The sequence below is a fragment of the Streptomyces sp. NPDC006798 genome, from assembly GCF_040635975.1.
Lineage (GTDB): Bacteria > Actinomycetota > Actinomycetes > Streptomycetales > Streptomycetaceae > Streptomyces.
The window spans coordinates 1-15,614 of sequence record NZ_JBEYIS010000100.1 but is presented as its reverse complement, the minus strand read 5'-3'; the positions used below and the strand labels follow the sequence as shown (position 1 = coordinate 15,614).

Here is a 15,614-nt window from a genome sequence, read left to right as displayed (position 1 = left end):
CACCGCCGTCGGTGACATAGGCGGCCCGGCGCCCGGCGGCGACCCGGGCCGGCCCCGGGGCGGGTCCGGAAGGGAGCGCCGTCCGCCCGGAGGGCGGGGCCCGCGGCGTCCGGTGCGCGCGAATTCGCGACGGCGGCGGGAGTCCCCCCGGCGAAGCCAGGGGCGGCTTCCCCCGTACGGGACGTACTCGGGAAACCCCGGCAACACCGGGAGCACCTCCCCTGCCCGAAGGGCACAGGGGAAGAGTGCGCGTACCGGGCGTCGCGAGCCAGGCGGGACTCTCCGGACACGACCTGGCGCAGCGGAGAGGACCCGGGGGCGGAAGTGCTCGGCGAACCCGGGGTGGGCCAGCAGTTCGACCGCCCGGAATCCGGGGCGGCGGGGAACGGCGGATCGAGGTTCACCTCCACCAGCCGGGTCGCCGCCGTGGGCAGCGGCGGGGTCTCGCCCCCGGCGCCCGGCAGCCGGGCGGTGGTGCCGTCGGTGACGAACACCTCGTCGGCGAAGGGGTCGGCGACCGCCGCGGCACCGTCGCGCAGCGCCACATTGACGGCGACGGACAACTGGCCCGCCGCGTAGTTCAGCGTGCCGCACAAGGGGTCGACCAGGCGCTGCCGCCGGCCGTCGCGGGCCCGGTGCGACCGCCCTCCTCGCCGAGCACGGCGTCCCCGGGCCGGGCCGCTCGCGATACCTCCACGATCCTCGGCTCGGCGGCGATATCGGCCTCGGTGGCGAAGTCCCCCGCCCCTTTGTCGATCCGGCCGAGACTGCCGCCGTACATACCGCGCACCACCTCGGCGCCCGCCCGGGCGGCGGCCGTGGCGATTTCGGTGTCGTCGGGATCCCTAAACGTATCGATCATGGCGAGACACCCTATGGTCCGCCCGTACGGCGCCACGGACCGGCACGTCCGGGAGACGGGGTCCGCGCCCCGGGGCGGGACCAGGGGTGCGCGGACCCGCCGGCGCGCCCCTCCGCCGCGCCCCGCTCCGGGTGTTACGCCAGCGTCGCCGGGGCCGGTCCGTCGGGGCGGACGGTGATGCCGTACTCCGCACCCGCCGGAACGCTCCGGAACATCGGCACATGGGCGGGGAGCAGCCGCTCCAGCAGTACCGTGGACTCCCGGAGCGCGAATTGCAGCCCCAGACAGGCCCGGGGGCCGACACCGAAGGGGAGATAGCTCCCCGGATGGGCGGGCCGCCCGCCCGGGACGATGAAGCGGGCCGGGTCGAACCGCTCCGGGTCCGGCCAGAGGTCCGGGTCACGATGGGTCAGATACGGGCAGACCAGCAGATCCGTACCGGCCTCGATCGCATAGCCGGTGAGGTCGTCGTCGGCCGTCGCGTACCGGGGCAGGATCCAGGCCGACGGATAGAAGCGCAGCGTCTCCTGGACGATCGCCCGCACGGCCCGGTGCCGTTCGGGCGATCCGGCGGGTCCGGCGGCCAGCGCCTTCTCCCGGGCCTCCGGGTGACGGTCCAGCAGCAGATAGAGCCAGGTCAGAGTGGACGCGGTGGTCTCGTGCCCGGCGACCAGCAGGGTGACCAGTTCATCGCGGATCAACCGGTCCGTGTACTCGGGACGGGTGACGCCCGCCTCCAGCAGCACATGGAGCAGTCCGGGGCCTTCGGGTCCCGGTCCGTCGTCGCGGGCGGCGGCCACGGCCAGATGCGCCACGGTGTCGATCCGGTCGAGTTCGGCCGCGACGGCGTCCCGGGCGGCGGTGCCGTCGACGGGGAGACCCGGCAGCGCGGCGGCCACCACGGCCAGCGCGCCGAGTTCGTGTTCGGTGGTGTCGTCCAGCGGATGGCCGGTCAGTGACCGCCAGATGGTGTCCAGGGCGTAGCGGCGCAGTTCCCCGCCGATGTCGAACTCCGCGCCGGTGCGGGCGAGATCGGCCCAGCGGGCGGCGGCGGTATCGGCGGCGGCGTCGATCCGGGCCTCGTACCGCCGCATACCGCGTCCGGTGAACTGGGACTGGAGCAGCCGTCGTTGCCGTCGCCAGGCGTCGACCGTGGCGGACAGCACGCCGTCGCCGATCAGCAGCCGGGCCCGGTGGGAGCGCTTCACATACTGGTCGGATCTCAGGGCGAGGACATGCTGTACGGCGTCGGGGGCGGTGACCAGGACGGTGGGACGCGGCCCCAGCGGAACGGCGGCGACCCCGCCCAACCGCTCACGGGCCAGGGTGAAGAGGTCCACCAGCGGACCGCCGCCGGCCCGCCATCCGGCCACGGCCGCGGCGTCCAGTCCGGGGATCGGCCGCAGGGCGGAGGCGGAACCGATAGGGGTTCGGGGGCTGGCGGTACCGGCCACAGAGCAGCTCCTGTTCGACGGCGCGCCGTCACGGTCCGATGACGGTCATCACGCACTGTAGGGGAGCTGCGGCGGCGCCGGACAGGGCACCTCCGGCGGGAGGGCCCGTACGCGCCGATCGTCAGCGGCGGGCCGACACGGGTTCCCGGACCGGTTCGGCCAGTGTTTCGGAGGTGGCGGGGATGTTCGGGATCCGTTTCCGGCCGGGCAGTACGACGGCGACCAGGATCGTGCCGGCGCCGAGGATCGCGGCCCCGACGAGTCCGGTCCTGGCCACCGCGTCGGCGAAGGAGTCGGTCACGGCGGCGAGCATGTTCCGCCCCGCCTCCGGCCCGGCCTGCCGGGCGGTCTCGGCGGCCACCGCGAGTCCGGCGCCCACCGATTCCTCCGCCGCGGCCAGGGCCTCGGCCGGGGCCCGGTCGCCGACCGCGGCGCGCAGCCGGTCGGTATAGGAACCGGCCAGTACCGAACCGAGCAGCGCGATGCCGAGGGAACCGCCCAGCTCCAAGGAGGTGTCGTTGACCGCACCGCCGATACCGAGTTCCGATTCGGGGAACTCGCCCATGATCGCCTCGGTGCAGGGCGAGAGCGCGAGGCCGTTGGCGAGGCCGAGCAGGACCAGCGGCAGCACCAGGTCGGCATAGCCGGAGGAGCCGTCGACCCGGGCGAAGAGAAGCAGCGCGGCGGTACCGCCGAGCATGCCCGCGGTGACCGTGACCCGCATCCCGAACCGGCGGGTGAGCGGCCCGGTGAGCGCCGAGCCCGCGAAGACCGCGAGGGCCAGCGGGACCATCCGGACCCCGGTCTCCAGCGGGGTGAGGCCAAGGACGAACTGGAGGTACTGGGTGAGGAAGTAGAAGGCGCCGAAGACGGCGACGAAGAACAGCACCACGGCCAGGTTGGCGCCGGTGAAGCGGCGGCGCCTGAAGAGCCGGACGTTCAGGACCGGTTGGGGGTGGCGCAGTTCCCAGCCGATGAAGAGGGCGCAGCCGCCGACGGCGACGACGGTGGCGGCGATGACCTCGGGGCTCCCCCAGCCGAGGTGAGCGGCCTGGATGACGACATAGACCAGCGCCCCGATCCAGAGCACCGAGAGCGCTCCGCCGACCAGGTCGATCCGGCCGTAGTCGTCGGCTTTGGAGGGCGGCACCAGGAGGAAGGCGCCGAGCACGGCCAGGACGGCGACCGGGATGTTCATGGCGAAGGCGGAGGCCCAGCCGTACTGCTTCAGCAGGAGTCCGGCGACCAGGGGGCCGAGCGCGATGGCGACTCCGGCGGTGGCGCTCCACAGGATGATGGCCGTCACCCGTTCGGACCGGGGGAAGACGGCGGCCAGCAGGGAGAGCGTGGCGGGCATGATCATCGCGGCGCCCGCCCCCATCACGGCCCGGGCGGCGATCACCCCGGTCGAGGTGTCGGCGAGGGCGCCCGCCAGCGATCCGGCGCCGAGGATCAGCAGTCCGGCGACGAGCGCGCCCCGCCTGCTGTACTTGTCCCCGACCGCGCCCAGGACCAGCATTAACGCGGCGTAGGGGACGGTGTAGCCGTCGATGACCCATTGCAGACCGGTGGGCGAGAGGGCCAGGTCGTCGATCAGGTCGGGGGCGGCCACGGTCAACGAGGTGTTGGCCATCACGGCCAGCAGCAGGCTGAGGCAGAGCACGGCCAGCGCCCACCACCGACGGCCGTAGGGCCGGTCCATTCGTTCCACGGGTTCGTTCGCCCAGAACGCCATTGCTGAGGTCCTCTCGGCCCGCTGGATACGACGCGCTCCGGCCGATCGGCCGGACAAGGGGTCACCGGGTTCTCCACGGCCCTCGGAAGGGGCCGGGCACCGCGACGCGGCGCCCGGGGCGGGTCCGCGGAGTCCCGCCCGGCCCGGAGTCCGGGCGGACGGCACTACTTCGCGGACATGCCCCGATCGGCGCGGGGTCGCGGTGGAGGTCGGGAGCCGGCGGGCTCCCGAACGATCCCGCGAGGGCCCCCAGGGGGTGAGGGGGCCCTCGCGGGAAGGGGGACCGGGACGCGCGGCGTCCGTGTCCCCACCGGAAAAAAGACCGACGCGATGAACTCTCGCGGGAGTTTTAAGCTCTAGGGTTAGTTACGACCTCTAGCAAAACATGGACCCGATGATCTGTCAACACTTCCTCACGCCGTGTCAACTCCCCCGGCGGCGGCTTCCGGTGAACGGCCGGCTCACCGGACGGGCGGCTCGTAGGTCAGGCCGTGAGTGGCGCAGAGGTCGCGCAGACACTCCTCGAAGACCGGCTCCAGGTCGATCCGGGCGAAGTCCAGCTGCCGCAGCACCTCCATGCAGAGCAGCCCGTAGAGCTTGATCCAGCCGGAGAGGAAGACATGCATCGCCTCGGGCGGCAGCAGCCCGCCGGTCTCGGCGGCGTAGCGGGCGAGCTGCTCGCGCAGGGCGAGCGGCAGATCCCCGGGACCGGGGACGGGGAAAGGCGCCACGGCCCAGACGTCCACGATCAGATCGAAGAACACCCGTTCGAACGCCTGCCCGGAGCGACGCCTCGGCGAGTCGTCGCCACGCTCGTCGAACGGCGGCGCGGGGCTGGCGAACATCCAGGTGAACTCGGTGGAGTGGGTGGTGGCCCAGCCCCGCATCGCCCGGCAGGCGGCCAGCAGCCGGGCGCCGTGGGCGTCGGCCGCCTGGGCGTCCCGGGCCGCCACGATGGCCTCGGTCAGCTCGTCGTAGAAGTCGGCGATGACGGCCTCGACCAGCTCGTCGTGGCTGGCGTAGTAGCGGTAGACCGCCGGTCCGCTCATCCCCATCTCGCGGGCGACCGCGTTGATCGTCACGGCGGGCGGCCCCCCTTTGTTCAGGAGCCGCCGGACGGTCGCACGGATTTCCGCCAGAGTCGCCTGCCGACGCCGCGCCACCCGGCCTGTCGCTTGCGCTTGTGGAGTCATCCCGTCGCTCACCTCACGTCCATTGACACGGTAGACCATCTATGCTTAGTTAAGGGTAGTTACTTAGGTTACGAGTTGAAGCGTACGTCACTGTAACTTACATTACCGGAGAGGCCAATGCCGACGGCACCGCCGGACGCTCCGCCGTTGCGCGGGCCTCGTCGGACCACCGCTACGCCCGTCGCGATCGGCCGATGTCCGGTCCGTATCCGAGGAGGAAGGGCATATGTCGAACAGCCCGGCGCCGTCCACCGCCCGCCGCTCGCTCAACCCGCTGGACCGCTTCGCCAAGAACCGCAAGGACGGAGTGGTGACCGAGGCCGAACTGGTCACCCCGACCATGAAGCGGGTGCGGATCGCCTGTGACCGGCTGGCGGACATGACCTTCGTACCCGGCCAGCATTTCCGGATCGAGATCAACGACCCGCTGTCGCTGTACGGCATCTTCCGCCCGAGCGAGACCCTGCGGACCTACTCCATCTGGGACTTCGACCGGGAGAGCACGACCTTCGAGATCCGCGGCCATCTCTACGAGGGCGACGGCATCGGCCTGCGCTGGCTGCACGGCGTGAAGAAGGGGGACACGGTCCCCTTCTGGGGCCCGCTGGGCGATCTGGCCCTGACCCCCGACGCCCCGTACCACCTCTTCGCCGGGGACGAGACGGGCTCGGCGGCCTTCGGACCACTGCTCCGGGCGCTCGGCCCCGACGAGAAGGTCTACGGGGTGCTGGAGAGCGAGACGCCCGACGACGACGTGCCCGTGCCCGGTCCGCACACTCTGGGCCGGGTCCATCGCCGGGGCGCGTCGCCGGTGGCCTCGCGGGTGCTGGCCGACGCGGTCGCCGCCCTCGACCTCCCCGACACCCCCGGGATCGCCTATATCGCCGGTGAGGCCAGGACGGGCCAGGCGATCCGCAACTACCTGGTACAGGAGCGGGGCTGGGACCGGACCGCGATCACGGTGAAGCCGTTCTGGACCCCCGGCAAGAAGGGACTCCACCACTGAGCCGCCGGGACACGACGACCGGCCCGCGCGCGGCACACTCGCCGCGCACGGGCCGCCGAAGGGCCGCGGCGCACACCGCCCGGGGCGGTGGACACACCGTCGGCAGCGCCGAAGGCGCCGTGGGAACCGCCGGAAGCAGTCAGCAGGCCGTCAGATGCCCGGCGGCCGGCCGCCGGCCGCGGCGAGCACCTTTCCGACCCGCTCCAGCACAGGGGGTTGCAGCAGCGCCGTGAACGGATCGATCAGCCCGAAGAGACGCAGACAGGCCAGGGCGACGGTGCTGTCGTGGGCCGCGGCAGCCTGGGCCCGGCCGACCACCTCGTGCGCCGCCAGTACCTCGGGAGTGCGCTCGCCCTCGACGCCGGGGATGCTGAGATCGCTGATCAGCGTCATCTCCCAGACGTCGTCGATCACCTGGTCGGCCAGCTCCCGGAAGAACCGCGGCCCGTCCGGGGCCCCGGCCGTACCGGCCAGATGGCCGCGGAGAACGAGCGCTTCGAGGGCGGCGATCGTCATGCCCTGCCCGTAGCGGGGGTTGACGCTCGCCACCGCGTCCCCGAGGACCAGCAGCCCCGCCGGGAAGTCCGGGAGCCGTTCGTAGCGCCGCCGCAGATTGGTGGGGAAGCGGTAGCGCGCGGGCGCGGTCAACTGCTCCGCGTCCTGGAGCACCTCATGGGCGTCGGGCGCCTGGAGGGACTTCACGAAGTCGAGGAAGCCCTCGTGGTCGACGGGCGGATGGTCGCCGAGGACGCCGTACGCCGTCATGACGGTCCGGCCGCCCTCCACCCGGGCACAGCTCGCGCCGCGCGGCACTTCGGGCGAGGCCACCGTATTGATGGAGATATCGCCGTCGAACGCCTCGGGCTGGGTGCGGTAGAAGCAGGTGACATAGCCTATGTCGATCTTGTGCCGTTCCTCGGCGACCCGGGGCAGACCCAGCTCCTCCAGCCAGACGGGGGTCCGCGAACCGCGTCCCGTGGCGTCCACGACCAGATCGGCGTCCAGGGTCCGCTCCACTCCGTCCCGCAGCACCACCACTCCGGTGACCGCGCGGCGCTCCGGGTCGACCGCCGGCCGGATGACGGAGGTCCCGCCGCGGAGTTCGACGCCGGGCAGGGCGGCCAGCCGCCGCCGGAGGTGGTACTCGCGGAACGGCCGGGTGCAGGTGACGGTGGTGAGCCCGGACTCGGACCGGCTCAGGGTCCGGCCGCCGACTATCCAGCGGGCGTCCCGGGCGATATCGCCCGTCGGCGCGCCCGCCGCGACCAGTTCGGCGCCCAGCCCGGGGAAGAGTTCCTCCATGATCTGGTGGCCCCGGGCCAGGGCGTCGTGGGAGTGGCCGCCCTGGGGGACGCCCCGGCGTTCGGTGGGCGGTCCGTCCAGCGGATCCCGGTCGACGACGGTGACCCGGCCGTAGAAGTCCGTCAGCACTCGGGCGGCCAGCAGACCGGCTACCCCGGCGCCCAGGACGATCGCGTGCCGTTCCCTCTCGAATTCCATGTCACCAGCTCCTCCTGTGCGCGGGCGCGGAATGCGTCCGAGGAGGGAAAGGTACGCAGCACGCGGCATCACCCGATCACTGGCCGATAATCGACCCTCCGGCGCCTCCGCAATGCGGGGTTACCGGGGCATGACTGCCCGCCCGTATCGTGCGGCGAAAGTAATCCGACCGTCATTCGGAACAGTGGAACAGCGGAGGACCGGAATGAGCGCAGCGTCCCCTGATATCGACCTCACCGAACCTCATCTCGGCGAGATGCTGGCCACGGCCGGGCTGGACGTCGAATACGTCCGGGCCGACGGGAACACCCTCTTCCGCCGTGCGGACGACGGCACCGAGGTACCCGTGGTCGATTTCGCGGGTGGTTACGGATCCCTGATCTTCGGTCACCACCATCCGGAGATCGTCGGGGCGCTGCGGGCGGCCCTGGACGCCCAGACCCCGGTCTACGCGCAGTTCTCCCGGCATCCGATCGCGAATCGGGTGGCGGCCCGGCTGAACGAGATCCTGCGGCGGGACGCCGGAGCCGCCGAGCCGTACTTCACCACCTTCGCCAGTACCGGTGCCGAGGCGATCGAGGCGGCGGTCAAGCACGCCGAGTTCGACCGGTCGATCCGGGCGGCGACGCTGCTCGGGGAGACCGGGGCACGGGTGGAGGCGGCGGGGGCGGCGGTCCGGGCCGGGGACGCGGTCGTGGCGGAGTCCGCGTATGCGGCGCTGGGGGTGGCGCCCGGGGCGGACGGCACCGGTTTCGACGCACTGGTGGCGGAGGTCTCCCGGCGCAACGCCCGGACGGCGGCCCGGCCGCCGGTCTTCCTCGCCCTGGAGGGCTCCTTCCACGGAAAGCTGGTCGGCAGCGTCCAGTTCACCCATAACGCGGGGTTCCGTACCGCCTTCTCGGCGCTGGCCGCACAGGCCGTCTTCGTCCCGTTCGACCGGCCGGAGGCGCTGGCGAAGATCGTGGAGGAGGAGCGGGCCCGGATCTGGGACGTGGTGGTACGGGACGGCCGGGTCGAGGTCGAGCAGCGTGACTTCCCGGTGTTCTGCGCGTTCCTGATCGAGCCGATCCAGGGCGAGGGCGGGATCAGGGCCGTGACGGCGGAGACCGCGGCGGAGATCCAGCGGGTCACGGCAGAGGTGGACTGTCCGATCGTCGTCGACGAGATCCAGACCGGTCTGGGTCGTACCGGCGCCTTCCTCGCCAGTGCCGCGATCGGTCTCCGCGGTGACTACTACGTCTTCTCCAAGAGCCTGGGCGGCGGACTGACCAAGAACTCCGTGATGCTGGTGCGCCAAGCGCGCTACCGCAAGGAGTTCGAGCTGGTCCACAGCTCCACCTTCGCCAAGGACGGACTGTCGTCGACGGTGGCGCTGAAGGTGCTGGAGCTGCTGGAGGCGGACGGCGGCCGGGCCTACCGGCGGGCGACCGAGCGCGGCGAGCGGATCGCCGCGATGCTGCGGGGTGTCCGGGCCGACTTCCCGGAGGTGGTCGCGGACGTCCGGGGGCGCGGGCTGATGCTGGGGTTCGAATTCCGGGACCAGTCCGGCAGTCCGTCCCAGCCGATCGCGGCGCTGGCCCGGGACGGGGTGCTGGGATATCTGCTCTCCGGCTGGCTGCTGCGCCGGCACCGGATCCGGGCGCTGCCGACCGCGAGCGCCGTACACACCCTGCGGTTCGCCCCGTCGATCGAGGTGAGCGACGAGGAGATCGACCAGCTGGAGGCGGGGCTGCGGGAGATCTGCGCGATCCTGCGCGACCGGGACGAGGCGGGGCTGTTCTCCTGACGGACGGACGTACCGAGGGGGCGGACCGGCCGGTCCGCCCCCTTTCGGTGTGCCGGGGACCCGTACGGGCCCGGGGCGCTGCCGGGCCGGAGCCGGCGGTGGCAGGCCGTCGGGCCCGGTACGGACTGCGGGCCCGCCGCGCGGCCGGGCCCGTACCGCCGTTCTCAGGTGCGGCGGGCCGCCGGGATCACATAGCGGCTGAAGATCACGTCCCGCAGGACGTCGTCGCCGCCTTCGATGATGGAGACATGGCGCATGTCGCGGACGAGTTTGCCGATCGGTGAATCGTCGGTGTAGCCGATTCCGCCGAACATCTGGGAGGCGACCCCGGCGATCTCCCAGCCGGTCTGGCCGCAGAACATCTTCGCCGCCACCGCGGACTTCAGGGTGCCGAGCCGGAAGAAGACCTCGGCCGCGTCGGGGCGGGCCCGGATCTCGTCGTATTCCCGGGCGGCGGCCTCGCACTGGTTCTTCATCACGGTGATCTGCATTTCCATCTGGCCGAGCTTGGCCGCGAAGACCGGACTGGCCAGCAGGGTGGAGTCCCGGAACGGTTTGCTCTTGGCGTATTCCACGCACAGATCGCGCATCCGGCGGGCGATGCCGACCGCCGTGGTGGCGATCAGGATCCGGCTGGCGTTGAGCCCGATCTCCAGCAGCCGCAGTCCGGAGCCCTTCAGCCGGTTCCCGGCGGGGATCCGGCAGTGGTCGAGGATCACCCGGTAGGTGCCGGAGGCCCGGAGGCCGATCACGTCCCAGCGTTTGTCGATGGTGACCCCGGGGGTGTCGCGGGGGACGAGGACGGCCTGGAACTCGGTGGGGTCCTCGGCGGAGACCCCGATGACGACGAGGAAGTCGGCGAAGCCCGAGTTGGTGGAGAAGTACTTCTCGCCGGTGACGACGAGTTCGTCGCCGTCCCGGGCGATGGTGGTCTCGGATTTCGCCAGCTCGCTGCCCGCGCGTTCCTCGCTCCCCAGGGTGGCGCAGAAGGCACCGCGTTTGCCCAGCGGCACCAGATGGCGCTCGGCCAGCTCCGGTGTGCCGTACAGATCGACCATGCTGGTGCCGAGGACGGAGATGAAGAGGGTGAAGGCGACTCCGGCGTCGTGGTACGCGAGTTCATTGGTGATCTCGACGCTGTCGGCGAGACCGAGGCCGAGGCCGCCGTACGCCTCGGGGAGCCACCAGTTGGCCAGTCCGGCGTCGCCGAACCTCTCGTACAGCGGTAAGGGCATCTCGTCGAGTGTGTCGAGGTTCGGCCGGGCTCCGGAGAGTTCTTCGGCGGTGAACTCCCGGACGCGCCGCAGCGGCTCCGTCATCTTCACGTCCTCGGTCGGGTTCGGGCGGGTTCGGTCGGGGGGTGGCTCGCGGGGTGGCCCGGGCCGGGTCCGGAGTCGGTCGGCCCGGATGCTCCGGTGAGGGTGGTGGTCACGGCCCGGGCGACGTCGGCCGCCCGGTCGGCGAGGTAGAAGTGCCCGCCGGGGAAGACCCGGACCCCGGTGGGCGCGGTGGTGTGCCGGGCCCAGGCCGCGGCGTCGGTGACCCGGACGAGCGGGTCGGCGTCCCCGGTGAGTACGGTGCAGGGCCGGTCCAGGGGCGGGCCGCCCGGCCACGTATAGCCGCGGAGGGCCCGGTAGTCGGCCCGCAGCGGTCCGAGGACCAGTTCCGTCAGTTCGGGGTCGTCGAGGACGAGTCCGCTGGTGCCGCCGAGTTCCCGGATCCGGGCGAGGAGGTCGGCGTCGTTGTCGAGCCGGTCGGAGGGGACCGGTCCGACGACGGGGGCGGCCCGGCCGGAGAGGAAGAGGTGTACGGGCCCGGGGCCGGGGAGCCGCCGGAGCCGGTCGGCGGTCTCGAAGGCGACCAGGGCGCCCATGCTGTGGCCGAACAGGGCGTACGGCCGGTCGGTGAGGGGCGCGAGGACCTCGGCCAGCCGGTCGGCGAGTCCGGGGATGTCGAGGGCCGGTTCCCGGCGGCGGTCCTGCCGCCCCGGGTACTGCACGCCGAGGGCGTCGACCCCGGGGGCGAGGGCGCGGGCCAGCGGGGTGAAGGCGCCCGCGGCGCCGCCCGCGTGCGGGAAGCAGATCAGCCGGACCTCGGGGGCGGCGGGTCCCGGCGGGGTCAGCCGTCGGAGCCAGGTGGCGTCCGGGGCCTTCGCGGCCCCGGCCGGTGCCCCGGTGAGGGGGTGCGCGGACATCAGTTCTCCGGGTCGGTGGTGGCGGTTTCGGTAGCGGTACCGGTGGCGGCGGGCGCGGGCGGGAAGTAGCCGGCCGCCGTGAAGAAGTCGGTATAGGTGGCGAAGAGTTCCCGGTCCACCCGGGGGCAGACGATCCCGGTGCCCGCCAGGGCCGTCTCGGTCTCGGTGACGTCGAGCCGGGTGCCGGGGGCGCCGTCTCGGGCCATCAGTTCGAAGGCGCCGTACAGGGGCAGCATGGCGTTGTCCCGGTCGGAGCGGACCAGTTCGGCCCAGTCGTCCCAGGGGAGGGTGTCGAGGCGGTGGCCGAGGGAGCGCAGATGGTCCACGCATTCGGCGAAGCCGGTGTCGTGCGGATTGGCGAGGTGGAAGGTGCGGTTCGCGGCCTCTGCCCGCCGGGAGAGGGCGAGCAGCGCCCCGCTGACGTAGTCGACGGGTACGAGTCCGAGCCGTCCGCCGAGCCCTTCGGGTACGGCACCCGCCTGGAGGAGTCCCTTGAGGCTGAGCCAGACGAAGTCGCTGGTCTGGCAGGCGCCGTTGAGCTGGTCGCCGCAGACCACGTCGACCCGGTAGACGGAGACCGGGAGTCCGCGGTCGCGGGCGGTGGCGATATTCCGCTCCGCGACCCATTTGCTCTGGACGTAGCCGGTGGGCAGGGCGGCGCCGGGGCCGGTCGGTTCGCCGGCCGACCGGGCGGTGCCGGTGTCGGACGGGGCGAAGACACCGACGGTGGAGACGTAGTGCAGGGGTACGGTCCGGTGGCGGGCGGCGAGCCGCAGCAGTTCGGTGGTGCCGGTGACGTTGGCCGCCTTCAGCTCTTCGTACCGGTAGAGCCAGTTGACCTGGGCGGCGGCGTGGTAGACGGCGTCGACGCGGTGGGCGAGGTCGTCGAAGGCGGCTTCGCCGAGGCCGAGCCGGGGTGCGGCGAGGTCGCCGACGACGATCCTCAGCCGGGCGTCGTCGACATCGGTGATCCGGTACCAGTCGAGGTTGCGGCGGAGCCGGTCCCGGGCGTCGGCCTCGTCCCGGCCGCGGACCAGGACGTGGACGGTGGCCCGGGTGGTCCGGATCAGATCGCGGAGCAGGAAGGCGCCGAGGAAGCCGGTGACGCCGGTGACCAGGACCTCGTCGGGGTCGGTGGCGACGGTACGGATCCCGGCCGCCGGGACGATGTCGTCGGGGAGCCCGGTCTCGGCGTCGAAGTCGACGGTCTCCCGGGCGGTGGCGGGCGGCTCCTCGGAGCCGCTGTCGACCAGCACCGTACGGAGGTAGTCGGCGAGCCCGGCGGGGGTGGGCCGGTCGAAGACGACGGTGGCGGGGAGCCTGCGGCCCGTGGTGGTGCTCAGCCGGTTGCGGAGTTCGATGGAGGTCAGGGAGTCGAAGCCGAGGCTGGGGAAGGGCTGGTCGGGGCCGATGCCGGAGGGGTCGGTATGGCCGAGTACGGTCGCGGCCTCGGCCCGGACCAGGCCGAGGACGAGCTTGCGCTGGTCGGCGGGGGCCAGTCCGTCGAGGCGTCCGGTGAGGGAGTCGAAGCCGTTGTCGATGTTCCGGGCGGTGTCGCGGACCGGGGTGCGTAACAGTCCGGTGAGGACGGTGGGGAGCTGGGCGGGGCGGGACCGGAGGGTCCCGAGGTCGACCGGGGTGGCGACCAGGACGGGGGTACGGAGCCCGAGGGCGGCGTCCAGCATGGCGACGCCCCGGTCCTGCGGGATGGGCCGGAAGCCGCCCCGGGTGAGCCGGTCGAGGTCGGCCTCGCCCAGATGGCCGGTCATGCCGCCGTCCTGTTCCCACAGGCCCCAGGCGATGGAGGTCGCGGGGAGGCCGGTGGCGGCGCGGTGGGCGGCGAGCCCGTCGAGGTAGGCGTTGGCGGCGGCGTAGTTGGCCTGTCCGGCGCCGCCGATGACGCCCGCGACGGAGGAGAACAGGACGAAGGCCGACAGGTCGTGGCCGCGGGTGAGGTCGTGCAGATTCCAGGCGGCGTCGGCCTTGGGGCGGAGTACGGTACGCAGCCGGTCGGCGGTCTGGTCGGCGATCAGGGCGTCGTCGAGGACACCGGCGGTGTGGACGACGGCGGTCAGCGGGCGGTCGGCGGGCCGGTCCGCGAGCAGCCGGGCGAGGGCGTCGCGGTCGGCGGCGTCGCAGGCGACGATCTCGGCCTCGGCGCCCAGCGCGGCCAGTTCGGCGCGGAGGGCGGCGGCGCCCGGGGCGTCGGGGCCGCGCCGGCTGAGCAGGAGCAGCCGGGTCACGCCGTGTGTGCGGGCGAGATGGCGGGCGACGAGGGAGCCCAGGGAGCCGGTACCGCCGGTGATCAGTACGGTGCCGTCGGGGTGCCAGCTCCGGCCGGATTCGGTGCCGGGCGCGGGCGGGTCCGTACGGCGCAGCCTGGGGACGGTGGCGTGTCCGGCGCGGAGGGCCGTCTGGGGTTCGCCGGAGGCGAGTACGGCGGCCAGGGCGGCCGATGATTCCGGGGTGCCGTCGAGGTCGACGAGCTGGATCCGGCCGGGTGCCTCGGTCTGGGCGGAGCGCAGCAGTCCCCACAGGGCGGCGGCGCCTGGGTCGGTGACCCGGCCGTCCCCGGCGGGGACGGCGCCGTGGGTGACGGCCAGCAGCCGGGTGTCGGCCAGCCGGTCGTCGGCGAGCCAGGCTCGTACGGTCTCCAGCGTGTCGGCCGTGGCCCGGTGTATCTCCGCGGGCGAGCCGCCGCCGACGGGGGTGCGGTACGCGGTCACCACGGCGTCCAGCCCGGCCGCGCGGGCCGCCGCCGACGGTACGCCGTCGAGAGGCACGGCCCCGGGCAGGACCGGCGCGTCCCCGGGCAGGACGCCCCATCGCGGGGTGCCGGGCTCCGGCAGGGCGCGCGGAATCCAGTCGATCCGGAACAGGGCGTCGTGGGCGCGGGCCGCCGCGGTGTCCAGCTCCGCCGTGTCCACGGGGGTGAGGGTGACGGCTTCGGCGGTGGCGACGGGGCGTCCGGTGCGGTCGGCCGCGCGGAGGGCGTACACCCCGTCGGTGCCGGTGACCTCGGCCCGGATCGCGGTGGCGCCGGTGGCGTGCAGCCGTACGCCCGCCCAGTGGGTCGCGGACCGCTCCGGCGGGCCCTGGGGCATGGTCTTGTCGGTCCGGGCGGCGAGGCCGACGGCGGTGTCGACGAGGGCGGGGTGCAGCCCGAAGAGGTCGGCGTCGGCCCTGGCGGCGTCCGTGAGCCGTAGCTCGGCCCACAGGGTGTCACCGGCCCGCCAGACGGCCGTGATCTCGACGGGTTCGGGCTCGGCGGTGCCGACGCCGGGCGGGGGCGGGACGTCGAGGGCCTCGGCGCCGGGCGGCGGCCAGGGGGCGAGATCGGCCCCGGCACCGGCCTGAGCGGCCGCGGTTCCGGAGGTTTCGGCGGTGAGCAGGCCGTGGGCGTGGACGGTCCACGCGGTGTCGACGGCGTCGGTACGGGCGGCGAGGGTGACCGGGCGGTCGCCGTCGGCGCCGGGCGGTCCGACCCGTATCTGGAGCTGGAGGCCGCCGTGCGCGGGGAGCGTCAGGGGGGCGGTGACGGTCAGTCCGGTGACGGTGGTGCAGCCGAACTCGTCACCGGCCCGGCGGGCGAGGTCGATCAGTACGGCGTCCCGGACCCGGGCGGGCCCTTCGGACGGCCGGTGGACGAGCCGGGGATGGGTCCGGGCGCCGATCCGTCCGGTGAGGATGGCCTCGTCGGTGCCGGCCGGATGGACGACGGCGCCGAGCAGTCCGTGGTCGGCGGAGCCGAGTCCGAGGCCGGAGGCGTCCTGGCGCTGGGTCCGGTTTCCGATCCAGTAGCGCTTGCGGTCGAAGGCATACGTCGGCAACTCCACCCGACCCCCACCCGACACCGAACCCGGCGCCACACCCACCACAGCACC

At 73.2% G+C, this 15,614-nt stretch carries 9 protein-coding genes and 1 pseudogene; 2 read left to right on the top strand and 8 right to left on the bottom strand.

The annotated features are described in order from the left end of the window. Positions 1 to 303: 303 nt before the first annotated feature. The 4 genes and pseudogenes from ABZ714_RS34280 to ABZ714_RS34265 all read right to left on the bottom strand — a co-directional run. Positions 304 to 862 (bottom strand): annotated as a pseudogene (locus ABZ714_RS34280) (inositol monophosphatase family protein); the annotation flags it as partial. A 134-nt stretch (positions 863 to 996) separates the two neighbouring features. Then, the gene (locus ABZ714_RS34275) at positions 997 to 2,316 is read right to left on the bottom strand and encodes a cytochrome P450 (protein ID WP_358829293.1); all 1,320 of its coding nucleotides are present in this window, start codon (positions 2,314 to 2,316) and stop codon (positions 997 to 999) included. 121 nt (positions 2,317 to 2,437) lie between these two features. Then, entirely contained in the window at positions 2,438 to 4,051 is a 1,614-nt protein-coding gene (locus ABZ714_RS34270) for an MFS transporter (protein WP_358829292.1), read from the bottom strand. Positions 4,052 to 4,512: 461 nt separating this feature from the next. Next, entirely contained in the window at positions 4,513 to 5,244 is a 732-nt protein-coding gene (locus tag ABZ714_RS34265) for a TetR/AcrR family transcriptional regulator (protein WP_358829291.1), read from the bottom strand. 226 nt (positions 5,245 to 5,470) lie between these two features. Here ABZ714_RS34265 and ABZ714_RS34260 point away from each other — a divergent pair, with 226 nt between their 5' ends. After that, positions 5,471 to 6,250, top strand: coding sequence for a siderophore-interacting protein (locus ABZ714_RS34260; RefSeq protein WP_358829290.1), 780 nt, complete (start codon positions 5,471 to 5,473; stop codon positions 6,248 to 6,250). A 150-nt stretch (positions 6,251 to 6,400) separates the two neighbouring features. On the opposite strand, the gene ABZ714_RS34255 is transcribed toward ABZ714_RS34260, so the two are convergent. Beyond that, positions 6,401 to 7,750, bottom strand: a complete 1,350-nt coding sequence (locus ABZ714_RS34255) for an FAD-dependent monooxygenase (protein WP_358829289.1) — start codon at positions 7,748 to 7,750, stop codon at positions 6,401 to 6,403. 205 nt (positions 7,751 to 7,955) lie between these two features. Here ABZ714_RS34255 and ABZ714_RS34250 point away from each other — a divergent pair, with 205 nt between their 5' ends. Further along, a complete protein-coding gene (locus tag ABZ714_RS34250) occupies positions 7,956 to 9,536 on the top strand; it encodes an aminotransferase class III-fold pyridoxal phosphate-dependent enzyme (protein ID WP_358829288.1) in 1,581 nt (526 codons plus the stop codon). Positions 9,537 to 9,700: 164 nt separating this feature from the next. Here the strand turns inward: ABZ714_RS34250 and ABZ714_RS34245 are convergent, their stop codons facing one another. Genes ABZ714_RS34245 through ABZ714_RS34235 form a run of 3 tightly spaced genes read right to left on the bottom strand, consistent with a single transcriptional unit; the run spans position 9,701 to position 15,566 of the window. Beyond that, the gene (locus ABZ714_RS34245) at positions 9,701 to 10,855 is read right to left on the bottom strand and encodes an acyl-CoA dehydrogenase family protein (RefSeq protein ID WP_358829287.1); all 1,155 of its coding nucleotides are present in this window, start codon (positions 10,853 to 10,855) and stop codon (positions 9,701 to 9,703) included. A 2-nt stretch (positions 10,856 to 10,857) separates the two neighbouring features. Next, positions 10,858 to 11,730: an alpha/beta fold hydrolase gene (locus tag ABZ714_RS34240; RefSeq protein ID WP_358829286.1), complete on the bottom strand. Its 873-nt coding sequence runs from the start codon at positions 11,728 to 11,730 to the stop codon at positions 10,858 to 10,860. Next, on the bottom strand, positions 11,730 to 15,566 hold the full coding sequence (locus tag ABZ714_RS34235) for a thioester reductase domain-containing protein (RefSeq protein WP_358829285.1): 3,837 nt from the start codon (positions 15,564 to 15,566) through the stop codon (positions 11,730 to 11,732). The genes ABZ714_RS34240 and ABZ714_RS34235 overlap by 1 nt, the downstream gene beginning before the upstream one ends. Between the last annotated feature and the right edge of the window lie 48 nt (positions 15,567 to 15,614).